The organism is Gordonia sp. DT218, assembly GCF_049847105.1.
GTDB lineage: Bacteria > Actinomycetota > Actinomycetes > Mycobacteriales > Mycobacteriaceae > Gordonia.
In genome coordinates this window covers 586,602-606,580 of the sequence record NZ_JBNCNS010000002.1, presented here as the reverse complement: position 1 = coordinate 606,580, position 19,979 = coordinate 586,602, and the positions used below count along the sequence as shown (strand labels likewise).

At 67.4% G+C, this 19,979-nt stretch carries 23 protein-coding genes; 9 read left to right on the top strand and 14 right to left on the bottom strand.

The window, feature by feature from the left end:
- Window positions 1-279: 279 nt before the first annotated feature.
- Genes cofD through ACPXCG_RS09630 form a run of 3 tightly spaced genes read left to right on the top strand, consistent with a single transcriptional unit; the run spans window position 280 to window position 3,289 of the window.
- On the top strand, window positions 280-1,356 hold the full coding sequence (gene cofD / locus ACPXCG_RS09640; RefSeq protein ID WP_425791438.1) for a 2-phospho-L-lactate transferase: 1,077 nt from the start codon (window positions 280-282) through the stop codon (window positions 1,354-1,356).
- The gene (locus ACPXCG_RS09635) at window positions 1,353-2,711 is read left to right on the top strand and encodes a coenzyme F420-0:L-glutamate ligase (RefSeq protein WP_425791436.1); all 1,359 of its coding nucleotides are present in this window, start codon (window positions 1,353-1,355) and stop codon (window positions 2,709-2,711) included. The genes cofD and ACPXCG_RS09635 overlap by 4 nt, the downstream gene beginning before the upstream one ends.
- Window positions 2,708-3,289: an NUDIX hydrolase gene (locus ACPXCG_RS09630; RefSeq protein WP_425791434.1), complete on the top strand. Its 582-nt coding sequence runs from the start codon at window positions 2,708-2,710 to the stop codon at window positions 3,287-3,289. The genes ACPXCG_RS09635 and ACPXCG_RS09630 overlap by 4 nt, the downstream gene beginning before the upstream one ends.
- A gap of 176 nt (window positions 3,290-3,465) precedes the next feature.
- On the opposite strand, the gene glgC is transcribed toward ACPXCG_RS09630, so the two are convergent.
- Entirely contained in the window at window positions 3,466-4,680 is a 1,215-nt protein-coding gene (glgC, locus tag ACPXCG_RS09625) for a glucose-1-phosphate adenylyltransferase (protein ID WP_425791432.1), read from the bottom strand.
- A gap of 113 nt (window positions 4,681-4,793) precedes the next feature.
- Here glgC and glgA point away from each other — a divergent pair, with 113 nt between their 5' ends.
- Window positions 4,794-5,960 (top strand): glycogen synthase, encoded by a 1,167-nt coding sequence (gene glgA, locus ACPXCG_RS09620; RefSeq protein WP_425791431.1) that lies wholly within the window; start codon window positions 4,794-4,796, stop codon window positions 5,958-5,960.
- Window positions 5,961-5,968: 8 nt separating this feature from the next.
- Here the strand turns inward: glgA and ACPXCG_RS09615 are convergent, their stop codons facing one another.
- The 10 genes from ACPXCG_RS09615 to ACPXCG_RS09570 all read right to left on the bottom strand — a co-directional run bounded on the left by ACPXCG_RS09615 (window position 5,969) and on the right by ACPXCG_RS09570 (window position 14,400).
- Entirely contained in the window at window positions 5,969-6,874 is a 906-nt protein-coding gene (locus ACPXCG_RS09615; RefSeq protein ID WP_425791429.1) for a putative RNA methyltransferase, read from the bottom strand.
- A 14-nt stretch (window positions 6,875-6,888) separates the two neighbouring features.
- Window positions 6,889-7,056 carry a DUF3117 domain-containing protein gene (locus ACPXCG_RS09610; protein WP_004019232.1) on the bottom strand — a complete coding sequence of 56 codons (168 nt, stop codon included), beginning with the start codon at window positions 7,054-7,056 and terminating at the stop codon, window positions 6,889-6,891.
- A gap of 134 nt (window positions 7,057-7,190) precedes the next feature.
- On the bottom strand, window positions 7,191-7,538 hold the full coding sequence (locus ACPXCG_RS09605) for a DivIVA domain-containing protein (protein ID WP_425791425.1): 348 nt from the start codon (window positions 7,536-7,538) through the stop codon (window positions 7,191-7,193).
- Between the two features lie 50 nt (window positions 7,539-7,588).
- Window positions 7,589-8,632 carry a glucosyl-3-phosphoglycerate synthase gene (locus ACPXCG_RS09600; RefSeq protein ID WP_425791423.1) on the bottom strand — a complete coding sequence of 348 codons (1,044 nt, stop codon included), beginning with the start codon at window positions 8,630-8,632 and terminating at the stop codon, window positions 7,589-7,591.
- A complete protein-coding gene (gene folP / locus ACPXCG_RS09595; RefSeq protein ID WP_425791421.1) occupies window positions 8,629-9,492 on the bottom strand; it encodes a dihydropteroate synthase in 864 nt (287 codons plus the stop codon). The genes ACPXCG_RS09600 and folP overlap by 4 nt, the downstream gene beginning before the upstream one ends.
- 156 nt (window positions 9,493-9,648) lie before the next feature.
- Window positions 9,649-11,427 carry a long-chain-acyl-CoA synthetase gene (locus ACPXCG_RS09590; RefSeq protein WP_425791419.1) on the bottom strand — a complete coding sequence of 593 codons (1,779 nt, stop codon included), beginning with the start codon at window positions 11,425-11,427 and terminating at the stop codon, window positions 9,649-9,651.
- An 85-nt stretch (window positions 11,428-11,512) separates the two neighbouring features.
- Window positions 11,513-12,049, bottom strand: a complete 537-nt coding sequence (locus ACPXCG_RS09585) for a TIGR00730 family Rossman fold protein (RefSeq protein ID WP_425791417.1) — start codon at window positions 12,047-12,049, stop codon at window positions 11,513-11,515.
- On the bottom strand, window positions 12,046-12,870 hold the full coding sequence (locus ACPXCG_RS09580; protein WP_425791415.1) for a TIGR00730 family Rossman fold protein: 825 nt from the start codon (window positions 12,868-12,870) through the stop codon (window positions 12,046-12,048). Before ACPXCG_RS09580 ends, ACPXCG_RS09585 begins: the two co-directional genes overlap by 4 nt.
- Before the next feature lie 17 nt (window positions 12,871-12,887).
- Window positions 12,888-13,991, bottom strand: a complete 1,104-nt coding sequence (dapE, locus tag ACPXCG_RS09575; RefSeq protein ID WP_425791413.1) for a succinyl-diaminopimelate desuccinylase — start codon at window positions 13,989-13,991, stop codon at window positions 12,888-12,890.
- A 58-nt stretch (window positions 13,992-14,049) separates the two neighbouring features.
- Entirely contained in the window at window positions 14,050-14,400 is a 351-nt protein-coding gene (locus ACPXCG_RS09570; RefSeq protein ID WP_425791411.1) for a VOC family protein, read from the bottom strand.
- 199 nt (window positions 14,401-14,599) lie between these two features.
- Here ACPXCG_RS09570 and ACPXCG_RS09565 point away from each other — a divergent pair, with 199 nt between their 5' ends.
- Window positions 14,600-14,887, top strand: a complete 288-nt coding sequence (locus tag ACPXCG_RS09565; RefSeq protein WP_425791409.1) for a zinc-ribbon domain-containing protein — start codon at window positions 14,600-14,602, stop codon at window positions 14,885-14,887.
- Window positions 14,888-14,946: 59 nt separating this feature from the next.
- A complete protein-coding gene (locus ACPXCG_RS09560; protein ID WP_425791407.1) occupies window positions 14,947-15,393 on the top strand; it encodes a VOC family protein in 447 nt (148 codons plus the stop codon).
- On the opposite strand, the gene ACPXCG_RS09555 is transcribed toward ACPXCG_RS09560, so the two are convergent.
- Window positions 15,375-16,097 (bottom strand): helix-turn-helix domain-containing protein, encoded by a 723-nt coding sequence (locus ACPXCG_RS09555; protein WP_425791405.1) that lies wholly within the window; start codon window positions 16,095-16,097, stop codon window positions 15,375-15,377. The two genes, ACPXCG_RS09560 and ACPXCG_RS09555, sit on opposite strands and share 19 nt — an antisense overlap.
- 39 nt (window positions 16,098-16,136) lie before the next feature.
- Between ACPXCG_RS09555 and dapD the strand changes: the two genes are divergently transcribed.
- Window positions 16,137-17,102: a 2,3,4,5-tetrahydropyridine-2,6-dicarboxylate N-succinyltransferase gene (gene dapD, locus ACPXCG_RS09550; RefSeq protein WP_425791403.1), complete on the top strand. Its 966-nt coding sequence runs from the start codon at window positions 16,137-16,139 to the stop codon at window positions 17,100-17,102.
- A gap of 37 nt (window positions 17,103-17,139) precedes the next feature.
- On the opposite strand, the gene dapC is transcribed toward dapD, so the two are convergent.
- Together dapC and fdxA are read right to left on the bottom strand one after the other, a co-directional pair.
- Window positions 17,140-18,261, bottom strand: coding sequence for a succinyldiaminopimelate transaminase (dapC, locus tag ACPXCG_RS09545; protein WP_425791401.1), 1,122 nt, complete (start codon window positions 18,259-18,261; stop codon window positions 17,140-17,142).
- 9 nt (window positions 18,262-18,270) lie between these two features.
- Window positions 18,271-18,597: a ferredoxin gene (gene fdxA / locus ACPXCG_RS09540; protein ID WP_164308994.1), complete on the bottom strand. Its 327-nt coding sequence runs from the start codon at window positions 18,595-18,597 to the stop codon at window positions 18,271-18,273.
- Between the two features lie 388 nt (window positions 18,598-18,985).
- On the opposite strand from fdxA, the gene ACPXCG_RS09535 reads away from it, so the two are divergent.
- Both ACPXCG_RS09535 and ACPXCG_RS09530 read left to right on the top strand, forming a co-directional pair.
- Window positions 18,986-19,573 carry a cysteine dioxygenase gene (locus ACPXCG_RS09535; protein ID WP_425791398.1) on the top strand — a complete coding sequence of 196 codons (588 nt, stop codon included), beginning with the start codon at window positions 18,986-18,988 and terminating at the stop codon, window positions 19,571-19,573.
- A 5-nt stretch (window positions 19,574-19,578) separates the two neighbouring features.
- Window positions 19,579-19,956, top strand: a complete 378-nt coding sequence (locus tag ACPXCG_RS09530; protein WP_425791396.1) for a rhodanese-like domain-containing protein — start codon at window positions 19,579-19,581, stop codon at window positions 19,954-19,956.
- Window positions 19,957-19,979: the final 23 nt, after the last annotated feature.

Below are 19,979 nucleotides of genomic sequence, written 5' to 3'. Positions count from 1 at the left end.
TGATGTGATTACACACGGCATGGACCGCTGCGGTCAAGTTAAACCGAAAAGATTCCTTAATACCATCAGTCGTCGGAAACCCTCGGTCTCGACACGGGGGTCGGGCGCAGACATCAGCAATCTCACAGATGAACAATCCCCTCCCCCGGGATCGAGACCATGGTAGCGAACCCACCGCCGGCGAGTGGCATCCCGCAGATGACGGCCCGCTGACCACGCGCAACGTCGGCACCCACCGCGGTCGACACCACCCGGCCGTCGATCACTAGAGTGAACGAGGTGAAAGTGACGGTTCTCGTGGGTGGCGTCGGTGGCGCCCGCTTCCTGTCCGGCGTCCGCGAATTGCTCGGCCCCACGCCGTTTCCCGGACCCGGTTATCCTGGCCAGGATAATGCGACGACACCCGACGGTGAGGTCGCAGACGGGGGTCACGAGACCACCGCGATCGTCAACGTCGGCGACGATGCGTGGATGCACGGCGTCCGGATCTGTCCCGACCTCGATACCTGCATGTACACCCTCGGCGGCGGGATCGACCGCGAGCGCGGGTGGGGACGGGTCGACGAGACTTGGCACGCCAAGGAGGAGCTCGCCGCCTACGGCGCCGATCCGGACTGGTTCGGCCTCGGCGATCGCGATCTCGCCACGCATCTCATCCGGACCCAGATGCTCGACGCCGGCTACCGCCTGTCGGACGTGACGGCAGCGCTGTGCAGACGGTGGCTTCCCGGTGTCCGCCTCATCCCCGCGACGGATGATCGTCACGAGACCCACGTGGTGGTGGCCAAGCCCGACGGCGCCGACGGCGAGCGCGTCGCGATCCACTTCCAGGAGTGGTGGGTCCGACACCGTGCACAGATCCCGACCTTCGGTTTCGCGCAGGTGGGTTCCGACGACACCCGCACCGCCCCGGGTGTCACCGAGGCGATCGCCGCCGCCGACATCGTGCTGCTGGCTCCCAGCAATCCGGTGGTCAGCATCGGCGCCATCGTCAGCGTGCCGGGTATCCGAAGCGCGCTGCGGACCACCTCGGCACCCGTCGTGGGCATCTCCCCGGTGATCGACAACCGCCCGCTGCGCGGGATGGCCGACGAATGTCTGTCGGTGATCGGCGTGGAGACCTCCGCCGAGGCGATCGCGGCACATTACGGCGCACGCAGCGGGAACGGGATCCTCGACGGATGGCTGGTCGCCGAGGGCGACCGGGCCGCCGTCGACGGCGTCGCGATCGGTTCCGCACCGCTGCTGATGACCGATCCGGCAACCACCGCACAGATGGTCCGCGACGCATGCGCGCTGGTCGGAGTCGCCACCCCCGATCGCAATATCGGTACAGCGGAACGGAGTACGTCGTGAGCAGCGCTTCGGGACCCGGCGACCACGGGTCCGTCGGAGGCCTGGAGATCCGCGCGGTCACCGGTCTCGGCGAGTTCGGCCCGGAGAGCGACATCGCCGCCGAACTCCTCTCCGCCGCGCCCTGGCTGGCCGACGACGACATCGTCGTGGTGACCAGCAAGATCTTCTCCAAGGTGGAGAACCGCATGGTGGCCGCACCGACCGATCCGGACGAACGAGATGCGCTGCGCCGCAAGCTCGTCGATGACGAGTCGGTGCGGGTACTGGCACGCAAGAACCGAACGCTGATCACCGAGAACCGGATCGGCATCGTGCAGGCGGCGGCCGGGGTGGACGGATCGAACATCGCCACCGATCAGCTCGCACTGCTGCCGGTGGACCCCGATGCGAGCGCGGCCGGGCTCCGGGCACGCATCCGCGATGCGGCCGGCATCGACGTCGCGGTGATCGTCACCGACACGATGGGCCGCGCCTGGCGTAACGGGCAGACGGACGTCGCCATCGGCGCGGCGGGCATCCGGGTCTCCCATCCCTACGAGGGCTCGGTCGATGCCTACGGGAATCCCCTGGTGGTCACCGACATCGCCGTCGCCGACGAGATCGCCGCGGCAGCGGATCTGGTGAAGGGCAAACTGGGTGGGGTCCCCATCGCCGTGGTACGCGGCCTCGCGCCGGTCGACGACGGCTCCGGGGCCGTCGATCTCGTCCGGCCGGCGTCGGAGGACCTGTTTCGGCTCGGCACCGCGGAGGCGATCGAGCAGGGCCGTCGCGAGGCGGTGCTGACGCGTCGGTCGGTGCGCACGTTCGCGCCCGGGGCCATCGAACCCGGGGTGATGTCCGCGGCTTTCGCCGAGGCACTCACCGCACCCGCACCGCATCACACCCATCCGGTTCGCTTCGTCTGGGTGCGCTCGGACGAACGCCGTACCCGGCTGCTCGACGCAATGGCCGCCGCCTGGCGACGCGACCTCGAGGACGACGAGAAGTCGGCGGAATCGATCCGCAAACGCGTACGTCGAGGCCAGATCCTTTATGACGCACCAGAGTTGGTGATCCCGTTCCTCGTCCCCGATGGCGCTCACGACTACCCGGACGCCCGGCGAGCGGCCGCCGAACACACGATGTTCACGGTCGCGGCGGGCGGCGCGGTGTCGTCGCTGCTCGTGTCGCTGTCGGTGCGCGGGGTCGGGAGCTGCTGGATCGGATCGACCATCTTCGCCGCAGACATCGTCCGCGAGGTCCTCGACCTCGACGAGCACTGGGAGCCGCTGGGTGCGGTCGCCATCGGACGACCCGAAGAGGACGCGGGGCTGCGGCCGCCTGCGGCCACCGAGGGGTTGGTGATCGAGCGATGACCACGGCGTCGTTACATGCGTCGGCCGTCGCATGCCTGCGCTCGTGGGCGGCACCGGATGCCGACCAGGACGCGTTGCGCCATACGTATCTCGCATTTCTCGATGCGGCGCCGGAAGCGTGCCTGCGCCGCAGCGAGCCGGGTCACCTGACCGCGTCCGCGATCGTCTTCGACGCGACGCTCACCCACGTACTGCTGACCCTGCACCCGCGGGTGGGCAAGTGGATTCAGCTCGGTGGCCATTGCGAGGAGTCCGACGAGACCCTGGCCGGGGCGGCCGCACGCGAGGCACGCGAGGAATCGGGGGTGCCGGATCTGCGACTGACGTCGGCGCCCGTCCACCTGCACACCCACCCGATCACGTGTTCCCTAGGCGTCCCGACCCGGCACCTCGATGTGCGTTTTGCCGCCGTCGCGCGGCCGACCGAGGACGATCGGCCACCGGCGATCGTGCGCAGCGACGAGTCGGTCGACCTCGCCTGGTGGCCGATCGACGACCTGCCACCCGACACCGACACCGTCGACGTCCCGGTTCTCATCGACCGCGGACTCGCCGCCTGGCGGCGCGAAACCACCTGAGCCGCGACCGGGCAGTCCCGCTCGAGCGGGCCCAGATCCCCGTCGAGCGGCACGGTTCCACGCCGACCGGGCACAGGGCAATGTCGCAACTCCAGCGTGCGCCCGCACGACGAGAAACTGCGCCCGATCGAGGGAAACCAGCCGCTCGGCGGCGATCTGACTCGCCCGAGGGCGTCCTAGATCCGGATACCCTTGCCGACGGTCACCACGCCACCGCCGCTGATGGAGAAGCGTTCCCGATCCGCTGCCGCATCCACACCGAGCTGCATTCCTTCACCGACGTGGACGTTCTTGTCGAGGATGGCGTGACGCACCACGGCCCCCTTACCCACCCGGACGCCGGGCATCAGGACGCTCCCCTCGACGACGGCGCCGTCCTCGATGACCACATTCGCCGACAACACGGAGTCGCTCACCGTACCGGCCGAGATGATGCTGCCGGCGCCGACGACGGAGTCCTGGGCGGTGCCACCCTGGACGAACTTGGCGGGCGGCAGATTGACCGTCTCGCCACGGATCGGCCAGCGCCGGTTGTACAGGTTGAAGACCGGGTGCACCGAGACCAGGTCCATGTGCGCGTCGTAGAACGCATCCAGCGTCCCGACGTCACGCCAGTAACCCTTGTCGCGCTCGGTGGCGCCGGGCACCTCGTTGTCCTTGAAGTCGTAGACGAACGCCGTGTTGCGGCGCACGAACCCGGGGATGATGTCGCCGCCCATGTCGTGATCGGAATCGGGGTCGGCGGCGTCGGCGCGGATGGCGTCGACGAGCGCCTCGGTGGTGAACACGTAGTTGCCCATGGATGCGAACGTGGCGTCGGGATCATCCGGCGTGCCAGGCGGATCGCTCGGCTTCTCGAGGAATCGGGTGATCCGGCCCGACGCGTCCGAGTCGATGCAGCCGAACGCCGTCGCCTCGGCGCGGGGCACCCGGATGCCGGCCACCGTCACGTCGGCGCCGGCGTCGATGTGCGCCTCGACCATCTGGGAGGGGTCCATGCGGTACACGTTGTCGGCGCCGAACACCACGATGTATTCGGGTTCCTCGTCGGTGATCAGGTTCATCGACTGGAAGATCGCGTCCGCACTGCCGGTGTACCAGCGAGGCCCGAGGCGTTGCTGCGCCGGGACAGGGGTGATGTACTCGCCGTGGAATCCGGCCGAGAACCACGTCTGCGAGATGTGCCGATCGAGCGAATGCGACTTGTATTGCGTGAGCACACAGATACGTTCGTAACCCGCATTCACGAGATTGGACAGGACGAAGTCGATGAGGCGGTAGGAACCGCCGAACGGAACCGCGGGTTTCGCACGATCCATCGTCAGGGGGTAGAGGCGCTTCCCCTCACCGCCTGCGAGGACCATTCCGAGCACGTGCGGCTGTGTTCTCACACTCCCCAACTTAACCGGCATCCAGGGCTCGGGCCAGACGAATGACCTGTCCCCGGTCGCGTGTTTCGCAGCACCGTTGGCGAACAGCCGACGTTGGCGTTAGCGTCGACCGCATGAGGGTGGCGATGATGACCCGGGAGTATCCACCCGAGGTGTACGGCGGCGCCGGCGTACACGTCACGGAATTGGTGCGGCACCTTCGCAGCCTCGCCACCGTCGACGTGCACTGCATGGGCGCCGAACGCGACACCGCCCATGTCTATCAGCCGGATCCGGGGATCGCCGGCGCCAACGCCGCCATCACCACGCTGTCAACCGATCTACGGATGGTCGTAGGTGCACAGGGCGCCGATCTGGTCCACTCACACACGTGGTACACGGGCCTCGCCGGCCATCTCGCCGCGCAACTCTACGGGGTGCCCCACGTGTTGACGGCCCACTCGCTGGAACCGATGCGGCCGTGGAAAGCCGAGCAACTGGGCGGCGGGTACCGCGTGTCGAGCTGGGTGGAGCGCAACGCGGTCGAATACGCCGATGCCGTCATCGCGGTGAGTTCCGGTATGCGAACCGACGTCTGCGACACCTACCCACGCCTCGATCCCGAGCGGGTTCACGTGGTGCGCAACGGTATCGACACCACCTCGTGGTTTCCCGTCGACGATGCATTCGGGCCCGAATCGACCCTGACGGGCCTCGGCGTGGATCCCGACCGCCCGATCGTCGCGTTCGTCGGACGGATCACCCGCCAGAAGGGCGTCGCGCACCTGGTCGCCGCGGCCCACCACTTCGCCCCCGACATCCAGTTGGTGCTGTGTGCCGGCGCCCCGGACACCCCGGAGATCGGCGCCGAGATCGAGGCCGCGGTATCGGAGCTGTCCGCGTCGCGCGATGGTGTGTACTGGGTCCGGGAGATGCTCCCCCAACCGCGAATTCGCGAAATACTCACAGCAGCAACAGTTTTCTTGTGCCCGTCGGTGTACGAGCCGTTGGGGATCGTGAACCTCGAGGCGATGGCGTGCGGCACCGCGGTGGTGGCCTCCGCCGTGGGTGGCATTCCGGAGGTCGTCCGCGACAACGTCACCGGCCGGTTGGTGCATTACGACCAGGTCGAGCCCCGGGCCTTCGAGGCCGGACTCGCCGACGCCGTCAACGCGGTCGTCGGCGACCCCACGGACGCAGCGGCCATGGGCTCGGCGGGACGGGAACGTGCCGAGGCCGAATTCTCGTGGGATGCGATCGCCGAACAGACACTCGAGGTGTACCGCGCGATCCTGCGGTGAGGGCGCCCTCAACGACGTCGAGGTCGACACGTCGTGACCGTGACGGACACCGAGACGTCGACGGGGCCGTCCGCTTCGGTGATCACGAGGTCGGCATCGGACCGGATCTGCCCCGGCGAACGATGAAATGCGGTCGGGCCCATGGCGACGACGTCCACGATGGCGTCGGCGTCGAGCGAGCGCCGGTCGCCGACGACAGTTTCGGAACAGACCTCGAACTCGCCGGCAAGCGCGCTGCGCAGTCGGTCGTCCTTGTCCGCACCGACCGCGAGCATCCCCATCGGAGCGATGATCTCGCCGAGATGATCGGCATTGGGTGTCACCACCACGAGGATCCCGCGGGGATGCAGCACGCGGACGAACTCGTCGACATTGCGCGGCGAGAAGACGGAGAGGACCGCCCCGATCGACGACGATCGGATCGGCAGGGGCCGCCAGACGTCGGCGACCACCGACGCGGCGCGCGGGTGCGATCGGGCGACCGACCGTGCACAGTATTTCGAGAGATCGAGTCCGAGTCCGTGCAGCCCCGGCGCGCGGTCCAGGGCGGCGGCCAGATAATGCCCGGTTCCCGCGCCGGCGTCGAGCACGAGGTCGAGCCCGTCCGGATCCCCTGTGCTCCGGACGGCCGTGTTCTCGGTGGCGGCTCGCTCGATGACATCGGCAACGACGTCGGACACCACACCGAAGAACCCGGAATCATGCACGCGCCGACGCGCGGCGACCATCTGCGCGGTGTCGGACAGGTGATTGGTCAACCGACCGTCGATCAATGAGACATACCCCTGCCGGGCGATGTCGAAACGGTGGGATGCGCCGCAGTGCAGCGACCGGTGGTCGGCGGCGACCGCCAGGTCGGCGGCGCACACCGGACACCGCAGCGCGGACTCGACCTCGCGCAGCGGCCCCGCCAATACGCCTTCTCGGCTCAGCCGGTGACCCCGCGCAATTCCTCGCCCAGCGCGGCCGCCTCGTCCGCGGTCAGTTCGACCACGAGTCGTCCGCCACCTTCGATCGGAATCCGGACAACGATTCCACGTCCTTCCTTGGCCGCTTCGAGGGGGCCGTCCCCAGTACGTGGCTTCATTGCCGCCATTCTCGAACTCCCTTCAGAGCTTTCGCCACACGGTGTGGAACGACACCCTCAACATCGGTCGGAAATGCTGCAGGTGCCAGGACAATGATACGTGTAGGGGTGGTCGTCACTGCTGCGCACGTGGCCAGTTGGTGTCACTGCTCGGCGGACGGCCGGTCCCGCGGGTCGCCCTCGGTCGCCGAGAGGTCGGCCGCCTCGCGGCCCTGGAGGTCGAGGACCACGCCACGTAATTCGTCGAGTTCACGTGCGAGTTTCTCCATGGCCCAGTCGACTTCGGCCGCCGAGTAGCCACGGAACTTCTGCGAGAACGTGAGCGCACGGACATTGGCCCCGGTGATGCCGGCCCGCGGGAGCCTGGTCAGCGTGGTACCCCGGTCGAGCGGCGGGAGATCCTCGCCGCGACCGAAGACGAACCAGACCACGGCAAAGACCGCGGCCACCACGACGGCCATGATCAGCAGGTACAGCAGGATCGTCTGCATACGATCAATACTGTCAGACGGTCGTCGGCATCACCCTCAGGAGTGACGGGTCAAGAGGCCATCTCCGCGGCGTCGGTCTCGACGGGCCGGATGGTGTTCATCGGCGGCCGATCCTCCAGGTAGACCTCGGTCGTGTGGGGGGTGAACGACCCGTCCGGCTCGGCGGTGAACTGCGTGAGCCCGATCCCGGAGTCCTCGATGCCGCACCGACGCATCAAGGTGCCGACGATCTGCCTGCTCATCACGCCCAGTTCGATCAGCGGTCGGTTCCGGTGCGTCCGCACCCCGAGATTCACCTGCCCGATGCCCTCGAGTCCGTAGCGGTCGAAGGTGTCGATCAGGAGGCCGATCTCGACGCCGTAGCCGGGCGCGAACGGCACGGACGAGAGCAGTTCGCGCGTTCCGGCGTACTCGCCCCCGAGGGGTTGCAGGATGCCGGTCAGATCTGGCCGCTGCGAAGCCAACAGAGGACGTGCGACGAGCTCGGTGACCCGTCCGCCACCGTTGGCGTCGTGCCGGCCACCGGTACGCAGCGGGCGCCGGTAGTAGCCCTTCACGAGCTGGATACGGGGATCGATCAGGAGCGGGCCGAGCATCTTGGGTACGAACATCGGATCCGGATCGATCAGGTCGGAATCGACGAACGCGATGATGTCCCCCGTGGCGACCGCAATCGACCGCCACAGCACCTCGCCCTTACCCTTCACAGGTTCGAGTTCCGGCACGGCCTGCTCACGTCCGATCACGGTGGCACCGGCGGCCCGCGCCCGCTCCTCGGTGGCGTCGGTGGACCCGGAGTCGAGCACGATCAACTCGTCGACCAGCGTGCCGCACAGGGGGCGGATCGAGGCGATCACATCGGCAACCGTCTCCTCCTCGTTGAGCGCAGGCAGCACAACCGAGATGGTCCGGCCGTCCTTGGCCGCGACGAGCTCGTCGAGCGTCCATTCCGGCTGTTCCCAGGTGTTGGTCGCCGCCCACCGCTGCTTGGTTCCGAGCGTGTCGGCAGGTGTCGGCCAGATGTTGGCCTTGTTGCGGCTGTTGGTGACGGTCGCCTTGCGACGCGTCTGGGTACGTCGTCCCTGTTCGGTCATGCGAGTCCCCTGACTGTTCGGGCGGGCGGTCGTGACCCCGCGATGGCAGCGACCATGTCGACCACGCGACGGGTGGCGGCGACCTCGTGCACGCGAAAGATCCGGGCGCCTGCGGCGGCACTCAGGGCTGTCGCGGCCAGAGTTCCCTCCAACCGTTGTTCGAGATCCACACCCAGAGTCTCCCCCACGAAATCCTTGTTGCTCAGCGCCATAAGCACTGGCCAGCCGGTGTTAACAAGATCGTTCACCTGGCGTAACAAGGCGAGCCCGTGGTGAGTGTTCTTGCCAAAATCATGTGTCGGGTCGATCACGATCGAATCACGGGCCACCCCCGCGTCGACGGCCCGTCGCGCCCCCGCCGTGACGTCGGCGATCACCTCGGCGACCACATCCGGATAGGCCACCCGGTGCGGACGGGTCCGCACGGTCGCCCCACCGGTGTGCGAGCAGACGATCCCGGCGCCGCGTGCGGCGGCAACCTTGACCAGATCCGGATCCGCTCCGGCCCAGGTGTCGTTGATCAGATCGGCGCCCGCCGCGCACGCACGCTCGGCGACCTCACTGCGCCAGGTGTCGACGCTGATGAGAACGTCCGGGAAGCGCTCGCGGACCCACGCGATCAACGGGACCACGCGATCGGTCTCGGTGGCCGCGTCCACCTCGGCGCCCGGTCCGGCCTTCACCCCACCGATGTCGACGATGTCCGCACCTTCGGCCACCACCTGGTCGATGCGAGCCTGGGCGGCAATATCCGCGAAGCTCGCACCCTTGTCGTAGAACGAGTCCGGCGTCCGGTTGACGATCGCCATCACGAGCGCGCGGTCGGTCGCGACGGGTTTTCCGCACAACGTCGGGAGCATGGCACCAGCGTAACGAGTGGTCTCGATACGGTTCCTCGCTACGCTCGTCACCTACTCGACCAGCGCAAACCACGGTTCCTCGCTACGCTCGTCACCTACTCGACCAGCGCAAACCACTCGATCAGTGTGTGACGAGCACGATCTGAGAGCTGCCGCTCAGCCCTTGGGCACCTTCGCCGCTGCGACGTCAGACGGGTAGTCGTCGTAAAAGTCGACGTACCCCTTGTCCCGGCCGGCGAGCACGTAGAGGTCGTCCTCGCCGACCTTCGTGAAGCCCTCTTCGCGCAATTCCACCTTCCGGTTCTTGAAAGTCGAGGTCTGTTCGAAATCATCGACGACCCGGACGAAGAGCGGTACCGCGTATGCGGGCAGGTGATCGTAGAGGTGGGCGGCGAGTTTGCCGGGGTCGAGGTCGGAGCCGTCACGCACCTTCACCGCACCCATGCCGGCGCGGCCGTCGGTTTTTTCGATCTCGACGCCGTAGACCACCGACTGGGCGATCGATGGGAAGGAGTCGAGTGCCGCCTCGACCTCGGTGGTCGCGACGTTCTCGCCCTTCCACCGGAACGTGTCACCGAGACGGTCGACGAATGCGATGTGGGCGAAGCCCTGATCGCGCACGAGGTCTCCCGAATTGAAGTAGGAGTCGCCTTTCTTGAACGCGTCGCGGATCACCTTCTTCTCGGTGGCCTCTGGATCCGTGTAGCCGTCGAGGGGCACGCGCTCACTGATCTCGGCCACCAACAGCCCGGTGCCGCCCTTGCCGACCTCTGTGAGGTGACCGTGCTCGTCCCGCTTGGGTTCGCCGTGGTCGTCGTACTCGACAATCTTGTACGGCAGCGGGCAGAAACCTGCAGTGCGCTTGACGCTGAAGGCGTTCACGAAGGCGAGATTCAGCTCGCTGGCGCCGTAGAACTCGACGATCCGATCGATGCCGAACCGCTCGGCGAACTCGTCCCAGATCTCGGGCCGCATACCGTTGCCGATGATCACCCTGACCGCGTGCTGACGGTCGGTGGCCTTCTCCGGCTGCGCCAGAAGGTAGCGGCACAGCTCGCCGATATAGCAGAAGGCCGTGGCGCGGTTGAGGATCACGTCGTCCCAGAATTTCGATGCCGAGAACGACTTCCCGATCGCGATGCAGGCACCCGAGGCCAGCACGGATCCGAGAGACACCGACAACGCGTTGTTGTGGTAGAGCGGCAGCGGCACGTACATGGTGTCGCTGTGCTTCAGTCGAACCGCGAGACCGCCGATGCCGGACAGGTTCGCAAGCCACCGGTTATGGCTCATCACACTGGCCTTGGGCATCCCGGTGGTGCCCGAGGTGAAGATGTAGAACGCCTTGGTCGCCGCGGGCAGTGTCGCAGTCACCGACGGATTGTCCTCCGGCCGGCCTTCGGCCGCGGCCTCGAAGTCGGCGAAATCGAAGACGTGCGGCGGCCGCCCCTCGGCCGGGATCGACTCGAACGCCTCGACGCAGTCCGGGTCGTGCACCAGCACTTTCGCATCGAGCAGGGCGACGCTGTGCGCCATGACTTTTCCGCGTTGGTTGTAGTTCAGCATCCCGGCAACCGCACCGAGTTTCACCGTTGCGAGCATGATCATCAGGTCGGTCGGTGAGTTCTTGGCGAGGAGGGCCACGACGTCGCCCCGGCCCACCCCGCTCTCGGCGAGCACGGCCGCGTACCGGTTCACCCGTCGGTTCACCTCGCCGTAGGTCATCGAGCGGCCCTGGAAGCGGATGAAGGGACGGTCCGGGTGGGCGTGCGCGTGCTTCTGGAAGATCGAGCCGATGGTGCGCTCGGCCTCCGGCGGCCGACGGATGAGTCCCGGCACGTGCTTGAGCATGCCGGGGGCCTGCGGTGCCATCTTCACGACGCCGCGGATCAGGTCGGTGATACCGACCGCGGTGTGCGTATCACTGCTCGACATCAGTTGTGTACTCCGCTTCCTCGTGCACTCGGGGTGTCATCCCGGCCGGGTTCGACAACGATCGTTGTCGAACGTCTCGCCTACCTTACCGAGCAGTAGCAAACCGGATGGCCATCGGCACCGATTCCGCGACGAGCAGCCGGTCGAGGGCGGTTCGGGAGACGAATCCCTGCCCGCGAAGGTCGCGCAACCAGCCGAGCAGTGGCGCATAGAACTCGAACGGGTCGAGGAGCACCACCGGCTTGTCGTGCATACCGAGATACCCGGCGGTCCACGTCTCGAACAGCTCCTCGAGGGTGCCGATGCCGCCCGGCAGGGTGATGAATCCGTCGGCGCGGTCGTCCATCAGACGCTTGCGCTCGCGCATCGTCTCGGTGACCACGAGTTCATCCGCGCCGAGATCGGCGACCTCGCGTTCCATCAGCGCGCGCGGGATGATGCCGACGGTTGTCCCGCCCGCCGCTCTCGCGGACTCGGCGAGTGCGCCCATCATGGAGATGTTGCCGCCGCCGGACACCACGGTGTGACCGGCGGCGGCGAGCGCGGTGCCGAGATCGGCCGCCAGATCGAGAAAACGCTGCTCGACCGGTCCTGATGCGCAGTAGACGCAGATCGCGCTCATCGACCACCACGCCCGGCCGCGGCCGCCGCGATGATCTCGACCGCCTCGGCCGGCTCGTCCACGAGATGCAGCAGATCGAGATCGTCAGGCGAGATCATCCCCTTGTTCAACAACACCTCGCGCATCCAGTCCACCAGGCCGGTCCAGTGGTCGCGGCCGATCAGCACGATCGGAAATCTGACGACCTTCTTCGTCTGCACGAGCGTCAGCGCCTCGAACAGCTCGTCGAGCGTCCCGAATCCGCCGGGCAGACAGACGAAGGCCTGGGCGTACTTGACGAACATCGTCTTGCGCACGAAGAAATAGCGGAAGTTCATGCCGACGTCGACCCACTCGTTGAGGTGTTGCTCGAACGGCAATTCGATGTTGAGGCCGATGGATTGGGCCCCGGCGTCCCAGGCGCCCCGGTTGGCGGCCTCCATGGCACCCGGGCCGCCGCCGGTGATCACCGCGTACCCCGCCTCCCCCAGCGCGCGGCCGAGCCGCACCGCGAGATCGAAGTCGTGGGAGCCGGGGACCAGGCGGGCGGACCCGAACACGGTGACGGCCTCGGCCACCTCACTCAACGCATCGAAGCCCGCGACGAACTCCGACTGGATGCGCAGCACCCGCCACGAATCCCGCATGGTCCGCTCGGCACGTAGATCCGCATCACGCGGATCGACCCATTCCAGGAGCCGACGGTCCGTGGTCTTGCTCGGTTCGCCCTGTTCACGCCGGACACGCACCGGCCCGACGTAGCAGGTCTCGAGATCGTCGGGGGACGGCACGTCACCGGCCCGGTGACGGCCCGGTTCGTCGGAGGGATCAGCGGATGACATGGCCATCACGCTAATGGCTACCCGGACAGGAACGCACGCAGAAGATCGGCGACCTGACCGATCTGGCCCACGGGCACCCGCTCGTCGACCCGATGTGCCAGATTCGGGTCGCCCGGCCCGAGATTCACCGCGGGCACTCCGAGCGCCGAGAACCGAGAGACATCGGTCCACCCGTACTTCGCCCGGAACCTGCCGTCGGCAGCGGCCACCAAGGCCGCGGCCGCGGGATTCGACAGTCCCGGCAACGCCCCGGCCGCCGAATCGGTGACGTCGAAACCCAGTTCACCGTCGGCGAGCTCGGCCGCGAACACCTGACGGACGTGCTCGGTGGCCTGCTCGGCACTCCGGTCGGGTGCGAAACGGAAGTTGACGTCGACGTACGCCTCGTCGGGCACGACGTTGCCGGCCACGCCGCCGCCGATCCCGACCGCGGACAGGCCCTCCCGATACTCGCAGCCATCGATGGCGACGGTCCTCGGGCGGTAGCCCGCCAAGGTGGTCAGCAAACCCCCGAGTTTGTGAATCGCATTGTCGCCCATCCACGATCGGGCCGAATGCGCGCGCACACCGCGCGCCGAGAACCGCGCACGCATGGTGCCCTGACAGCCCGCCTCGATCAGTCCGGCGGTCGGCTCCCCGAGAATCGCGACATCACCGCGGAGCCATTCGGGCAGTTCGCGCTCGATGACACCGAGCCCGTTGTACTTCGCGGCGATCTCCTCGCAGTCGTAGAAGATCAGGGTGATGTCGTGCGCAGGCGCGGCCATCGTTGCCGCGAGGTGCAGGAAGACCGCGTCCCCGGATTTCATGTCGACGGTGCCGCATCCGTGCAACACCTCACCCTCGGTCTCGTCGTTCGTTCGACGGTGCGGGAGATTGCCCGCAACCGGCACCGTGTCGAGGTGACCGGCGAGGATCACGCGACTCGGCAGTCCGCGATCGGTCCGCGCCAGGACTCGATTGCCGTGCCGGACGATCTCGAAACCGCTTGTCTGAGCGCGGAGGGCGGATTCGACGGCGTCGGCCACGGCCGTCTCGTTGCGGGATTCGCTCTCGATGTCGACGAGGGCGGCGGTGAGGTCGACGGGATCGGCCTGCAGGTCGAGGACGGGCGTGGTCACCGGTTCACCGTAACGCGTGGCCACACCGACGCCGACGGTCGCGGGACCGCCGTCACGCTCATTTCTGGTAGCGGGGCTCGTACAACTGGACGTTGAACCCGCCCGGAACCTTGAAGTACGTCACGAGCCCGTAGCCGTGATCCTCGACGTCCTGGGTGAACTCGACGCCGCGGCTCTTCAGTTCCTCGACCGTCTCGTCGATGCGGTCGCAGTAGAACGAAATGTCCACGGTCCCCGACGGAGGGCTCGTGCCGTCGGTCGGGTGCACTCCGAGGTCCGCCTCCGGTGCGTCGAAGATGAGCCAGCCGCCACCGGTATCGGTGGACGGCAGCTGCAGTTTGTCCTTGATGAAGTCACGAAGTGCCTGTTCTTCGGTGGAGTAGAACAGGCCGTGCATACCGCGGATCATCGGGTCCTCCACATCGGAGTCGTCAGGCGTGCGTGAGCCGAATCTACCCGCTCGCCGGATGCCGCCCGGCACCTTGGCCGGACCCGTCGAGTCGCGGTCGGGTCTCCGTATCTACCAGCCGAATGACAAACGACCGCTCGACACCTTCGGCCCGGACACCGCGGCCTACTCTTGACCCATTCTCCAGGGAAGGACACCCATGATCATCTTCGGCGGACGACAGACCTCATCCCTGCTGGCGGTGCTGTATTTCCACTGCGCCTTCTGCCGGGCACACGCCGCGCAGCGCCTGTTCCGCACCAGGACATGGTTCACCCTGTTCTTCCTGCCGATCTTCCCGATGGGCGACGGCTCCTACTCGATCCACTGCTCGTACTGCGGCAACGCCTGCGGCGTCTCCCGTGAGAACGCGGACCGCTTCGTCGCCGACGCCCACGCACAGACCCAGACGGCCGGCCCCGCGCCGGCGGCGACGCTGCCGCGCTGAGCGGAGAAACGATTGAGCGGAAAGACCCCGCCCGAAGTGTCCGAAACGTTCAAGACCGGATGAGGCCCGCACAGTACCGTCAGCGACATGACCTCCGACAACGCAGTACTTCCGACGCTGAACGCCCTGTCGATCGTGACCGCGGACATGTCCGCCGCACTCGCCTTTTACCGGCTCTGCGGCCTGGACATCCCGGCAGGCGCCGAGCAGGAGCCGAGCAGGAGCCGCATGCCGAGGCAACGACCGGTGGCATCCGCATCCTGTTCGACACCCGTGCGGTGGTCGAATCCTTCACACCGACCTGGCGCGAGCCCTCGGGAGGGCACCGGATGGCGCTCGCCTTCGAGTGTGCGTCACCCGATCAGGTCGACTCCCAGTACACATGTCTCGTCGATGCCGGCCACGTGTCTCAGCGTGAACCGTTCGACGCGTTCTGGGGTCAGCGGTACGCGGTGGTCCTCGATCCCGACGGCAACCCCGTCGACTTCTATTGCCCGCTGGCCTGATTCACGCTTCGCAGGTCGATGGTGCGCAGGTATGCCGACGGGCCCCGTCCGGTCAGTTCGACGAACTCCCGATGCATATGCGGCTGGTCGGCGTACCCGTGGCGGTACGCCGCCGCCGTCAGATCCCGGCCGACGGTCAGGTCGCCGAGCGCGGCGCGCATTCGGAGGATGCGCTGCAACGTCTTGGGTCCGTAGCCGTAGAACCGCGACGAGTGCCGGTGAAACGTGCGGACCGTCATCCCCAATCGGTCAGCGCACTCCTCGACCCGCACGCCCGCCGCCAGAAGGGCGGTAGCCGGGGCGAGCCAGGCCGGGGGGTCCCACACCATGGTGTGCGCGATCTCGTCGAGCACCGCCGCGGGATCGTCGGCCTCGGACAGTCGCGTGCACCAGCGTTGCGCCTCGGTATCGGACCAGAGGTCGGCGAGATCGACGCGTCGGTCCCGCAATCGCTCGGCCGGATGGCCCAGCACGTTGGGTGCCATACCCGGCGGGAGGCGCAGACCGACCATCGATTCCGCACTGTCCGCGCGGTACCGGTACGGACCGGTGTCCGGGCCTGCCACCAGCACCCGCCGTCCGGTCCAGATGAGGTCCATGCAGCCGTCGGGCAGGATCGTCGACTCCCCGGCCGTGTGCCGCGCACGCCACACCGTCCCTGCGCGCGGAGTGGCCCACCGGCCTGCGGTCATCGAGACGGTCACGAATTCGAGTATTCCCCCATCCCGGTAGGCTGTCCTCCCGTGACGACGAATGGCGCTTACGCAACCGGCATTGCCACCGTGACCAATGGCGGATCCGCTGATCCGGGAGCGGTCCTCGACGTGTGGTTCCCCGAACCGGAACTCGACAGTCCGGCGACGTCGGAGACCGTCGTCCTCGACGGCGACGACGTCCCGTCCGCGCTGCGTGACCTGGTCGGCACCGACAACTCCCGCGGCGTCAAGACCGTCGCCGTGCGCACCTCGATCACCGATCTCTCGTCGGCGCCGGTCGACGCGCATGACGTCTATCTCCGACTGCATCTGCTGTCGCATCGATTGGTGACACCGCACGGCGCAAACCTCGAGGGCATCTTCGGCCTCTTGAGCAACGTCGTGTGGACCAATTTCGGGCCCTGCCCCATCGAGGGTTTCGAATCGACGCGCTCCCGGCTGCGATCGCGCGGTCACGTCACCGTCTACAGCGTCGACAAGTTCCCGCGCATGGTCGACTACGTGCTGCCCGGCGGCGTGCGCATCGGTGACGCCGATCGTGTCCGCCTGGGTGCGCACCTCGCGCCCGGCACCACCGTGATGCACGAGGGCTTCGTGAACTACAACGCCGGCACGCTCGGCTCCTCGATGGTCGAGGGTCGGATCTCGGCCGGCGTGGTCGTCGGCGACGGCTCCGACATCGGCGGCGGCGCCTCCACCATGGGAACCCTGTCCGGTGGCGGCAAGGAGATCATCGCGCTGGGCAAGCGCTGCCTGCTCGGTGCCAACTCCGGTTGCGGCATCCCCCTCGGCGACGACTGCGTCGTCGAGGCCGGCCTGTACGTGACCGCGGGAACCAAGGTCACCGGACCGGACGGTTCGTCGGTGAAGGCACGCGAGCTCGCCGGGCAGTCGAATCTGCTGTTCCGCCGTAACAGCCTCACCGGCGCGGTCGAGGTGGTGCCGTGGAAGGGCGACGGAATCGCCCTCAACGAGGCATTGCACAAGAACTGACACTCGGCACGGCCTGATCCGACCGCTCGTCGTCGGGTCAGGCCGTCAGACGTGCGGCGGCCGCGACGATGCGTTCATCGGTGGCGGTCAGTGCCATCCGGACGTGCCGTTTCCCGGCCGGACCGTAGAAATCGCCGGGCGCCACCAGGATGCCCCGATCGGCGAGCCAGTCGAGGGTGACCCTGCTGTCCTCGTCGCGGGTCGCCCACAGATAGAGACCCGCCTCGGAATGATCGATCCGGAAACCGGCGGCCCGCACCGCGGCGACGAGCGTGTCCCGGCGCGACCGATAGCGCTCCCGCTGCGCCAGCACATGCGCATCGTCATCGAGGGCCGCGACCATCGCACCCTGGATCGGGAACGGCACAATCAGCCCGGCATGTTTGCGGACTGCGAGCAACTCGGCGATCAGAGCACTGTCTCCCGCGAGGAAGCCCGCCCGGTAGGACGCGAGATTCGAGACCTTCGACAGCGAGTGCACGGCGATCAGTCCGGTGTGGTCACCGTCACTCACCCGCGGATCGAGTATCGAGTATGCCTCCGACTCCCAGGCCAGCCCGAGATAACACTCGTCGGACACGACGATCGCCCCGCGCTCGCGGGCCCAGTCGATCATCTTCCGGAGATGCTCGACCCCGAGCACCTTGCCGGTCGGGTTCGACGGCGAGTTGAGGAAGACGAGCGCCGGAGACGTCGGCCCCAATTGGACCGTGGAATCCGCGCGCACCGGTGTCGCCCCGGCCAGGATCGCACCGACTTCGTATGTGGGATACGCGACTTCCGGGATCACGACGACGTCGCCGGCGCCGACGCCCAGCGTCGACACGATCCCGGCGATCGCCTCCTTGGTACCGATGACCGGTAGGACGCCGGACTCGTCGAGGCCGGACACGCCGTAACGGCGGTCCATCGCGGACACCGCAGCCTCGCGCAATTCGGTGGTGCCGACCGTGGTCGGATAGCCGGGGAACTCCGACGCCGTCGCGAGCGCCGAGCGGATGACCGGATCGACCGGATCGACCGGGGTGCCGACCGACAGATCGACGATGCCGTCGGGATGCCCGGCCGCACGCGCCCGCGCATCACCGATGGTGTCCCAGGGGAAGTCGGGGAGAAGGCCGCTGACGCGTCGTCGTGTCGTGAATCCGGACGTACTCACCGCGTCAGGTCATTCCTCTTCGTTCATCGGGGGCAGACCCTTGATGAACGCGGCATCGTGGTCGGTCTTGCCCACCTTGCTCGCGCCACCCGGCGACCCGAGATCGTCGAAGAAGTCGGCATTCGCACTGACGTACGGCTCCCACTCGTCGGGCACATCATCTTCGTAGAAGATCGCCTCGACCGGACACACCGGCTCACAGGCGCCACAGTCCACGCACTCGTCGGGCTGGATGTAGAGCATCCGACCGCCCTCGTAGATGCAGTCCACCGGGCATTCCTCGACGCAGGCCCTGTCCAGGACATCCACGCAAGGCTCCGCGATGATGTAGGTCACCACACTCTCCTTCGCTGCAAACTCGGGTCGACGACGATCGCACGTGCAGCGGTGTCGTCCTCGAACGGCGCGTGGGCTGGACGCACCGCATTACGGACCGCCTGGCCAGGCCGTCGAGGGCCGGTCGCAAGAGAGTCCACGATCAATCGTATCCGTCGCAGGCGTGGCCCCTCGACACCCGCCCCATGCTCACGACCTGGGAGTAATGGGGATCACATCCGGCCGAGCTGTTGCGATCAACGCGCGTCCAACCCTCGACGCCATCGCGGTTCCGCACGACTGTTGTCCACGTGACCGAGTACGAACGCGACGGCGACGTCCCGCACGGGATGTGTCCGGGCTGTCGAGACTGACCACCCGACCCCCATCCTTCGACTCGGAGACCACGATGACAACGACGTTACGCCGACCCGATCCCCGGTTCGAACCCGCGCACGGTCGCTCGACCAACCTGCCGACCCGACTGCGCCCCGCAGACTTGCTGCGCATCACCGATCAGGGCGTCGCCGACGTCCTCGACGGTGTCTACGATCAGCTCCTCCCCGACCGCTGGGATCCGGTCGAACGGTGGGCCGCCCGCCTGGAGACCACTGACGACCTCGACCTCTGGCTCATCAGCTGGACCCCGGATCGTTCGACCGAGCTCCACGATCACGCCGGTTCACTGGGAGCGCTCACGGTGCTGTCGGGTTCGTTGCGCGAGTACCGCTGGATCGGGGACGAATTGGCCCTGCGCATCCTGAATGCGGGCGATCAGGCCGCGTTTCCGCTCGGGTGGGTCCACGACGTGCAGCGGCACGACGCACTGGCGATCCGCCCCGGCGACCACGCCGACGAGGCTCCCCTCGACACCGTCACGCCCACCCTCAGCGTCCATGCCTATTCCCCGCCCCTGACCGCGATGTCGTTCTACGCTGTGTCCGATCACGCCACCTTGCGACGGACGCGAACCGAACTCACCGACCAACCGGAGTGACCGAGATGCCGACGATCGATGATCTGCTGCTCGATGCCCGCGAACGGCTCCAACGGCTCGATCCGGGCGAGGTGGCCGACGAGCTCGCGCACGGCGCCGTCCTCGTCGACATCCGCCCCGCTGCCCAGTGCGCTGTCGAGGGTGCGGCGCCCGGCGCACTCGTCATCGAACGCAACGTGCTCGAGTGGCGATGCGATCCGGCCAGCGAAGCACGGGTGGCCGAAGCTGTCGATCACGATGTGCGATGGATCGTGTTGTGTTCCCAGGGATTCACGTCCAGCCTCGCCGCGGCCGCTCTGCAACAACTCGGCCTGCACCGCGCCACCGACGTGGTCGGCGGGTGGGAGGCACTGCGGGCCGTCGACGTATCCGGGACTGCCTGACCCGCCCGCCTACCCTGCCCCGC

Bases quoted from the DNA above. Each gene is read 5' to 3' on its own strand.
- ACPXCG_RS09630 (WP_425791434.1), top strand. From the start codon at position 2,708: ATGACCACGGCGTCGTTACATGCGTCGGCCGTCGCATGCCTGCGCTCG.
- glgA (WP_425791431.1), top strand. From the start codon at position 4,794: ATGAGGGTGGCGATGATGACCCGGGAGTATCCACCCGAGGTGTACGGC.
- ACPXCG_RS09610 (WP_004019232.1), bottom strand. From the start codon at position 7,056: ATGGCGGCAATGAAGCCACGTACTGGGGACGGCCCCCTCGAAGCGGCC.
- ACPXCG_RS09605 (WP_425791425.1), bottom strand. From the start codon at position 7,538: ATGCAGACGATCCTGCTGTACCTGCTGATCATGGCCGTCGTGGTGGCC.
- ACPXCG_RS09600 (WP_425791423.1), bottom strand. From the start codon at position 8,632: ATGACCGAACAGGGACGACGTACCCAGACGCGTCGCAAGGCGACCGTC.
- folP (WP_425791421.1), bottom strand. From the start codon at position 9,492: ATGCTCCCGACGTTGTGCGGAAAACCCGTCGCGACCGACCGCGCGCTC.
- ACPXCG_RS09590 (WP_425791419.1), bottom strand. From the start codon at position 11,427: ATGTCGAGCAGTGATACGCACACCGCGGTCGGTATCACCGACCTGATC.
- ACPXCG_RS09585 (WP_425791417.1), bottom strand. From the start codon at position 12,049: ATGAGCGCGATCTGCGTCTACTGCGCATCAGGACCGGTCGAGCAGCGT.
- ACPXCG_RS09580 (WP_425791415.1), bottom strand. From the start codon at position 12,870: ATGTCATCCGCTGATCCCTCCGACGAACCGGGCCGTCACCGGGCCGGT.
- ACPXCG_RS09570 (WP_425791411.1), bottom strand. From the start codon at position 14,400: ATGATCCGCGGTATGCACGGCCTGTTCTACTCCACCGAAGAACAGGCA.
- ACPXCG_RS09565 (WP_425791409.1), top strand. From the start codon at position 14,600: ATGATCATCTTCGGCGGACGACAGACCTCATCCCTGCTGGCGGTGCTG.
- ACPXCG_RS09560 (WP_425791407.1), top strand. From the start codon at position 14,947: ATGAGGCCCGCACAGTACCGTCAGCGACATGACCTCCGACAACGCAGT.
- ACPXCG_RS09535 (WP_425791398.1), top strand. From the start codon at position 18,986: ATGACAACGACGTTACGCCGACCCGATCCCCGGTTCGAACCCGCGCAC.
- ACPXCG_RS09530 (WP_425791396.1), top strand. From the start codon at position 19,579: ATGCCGACGATCGATGATCTGCTGCTCGATGCCCGCGAACGGCTCCAA.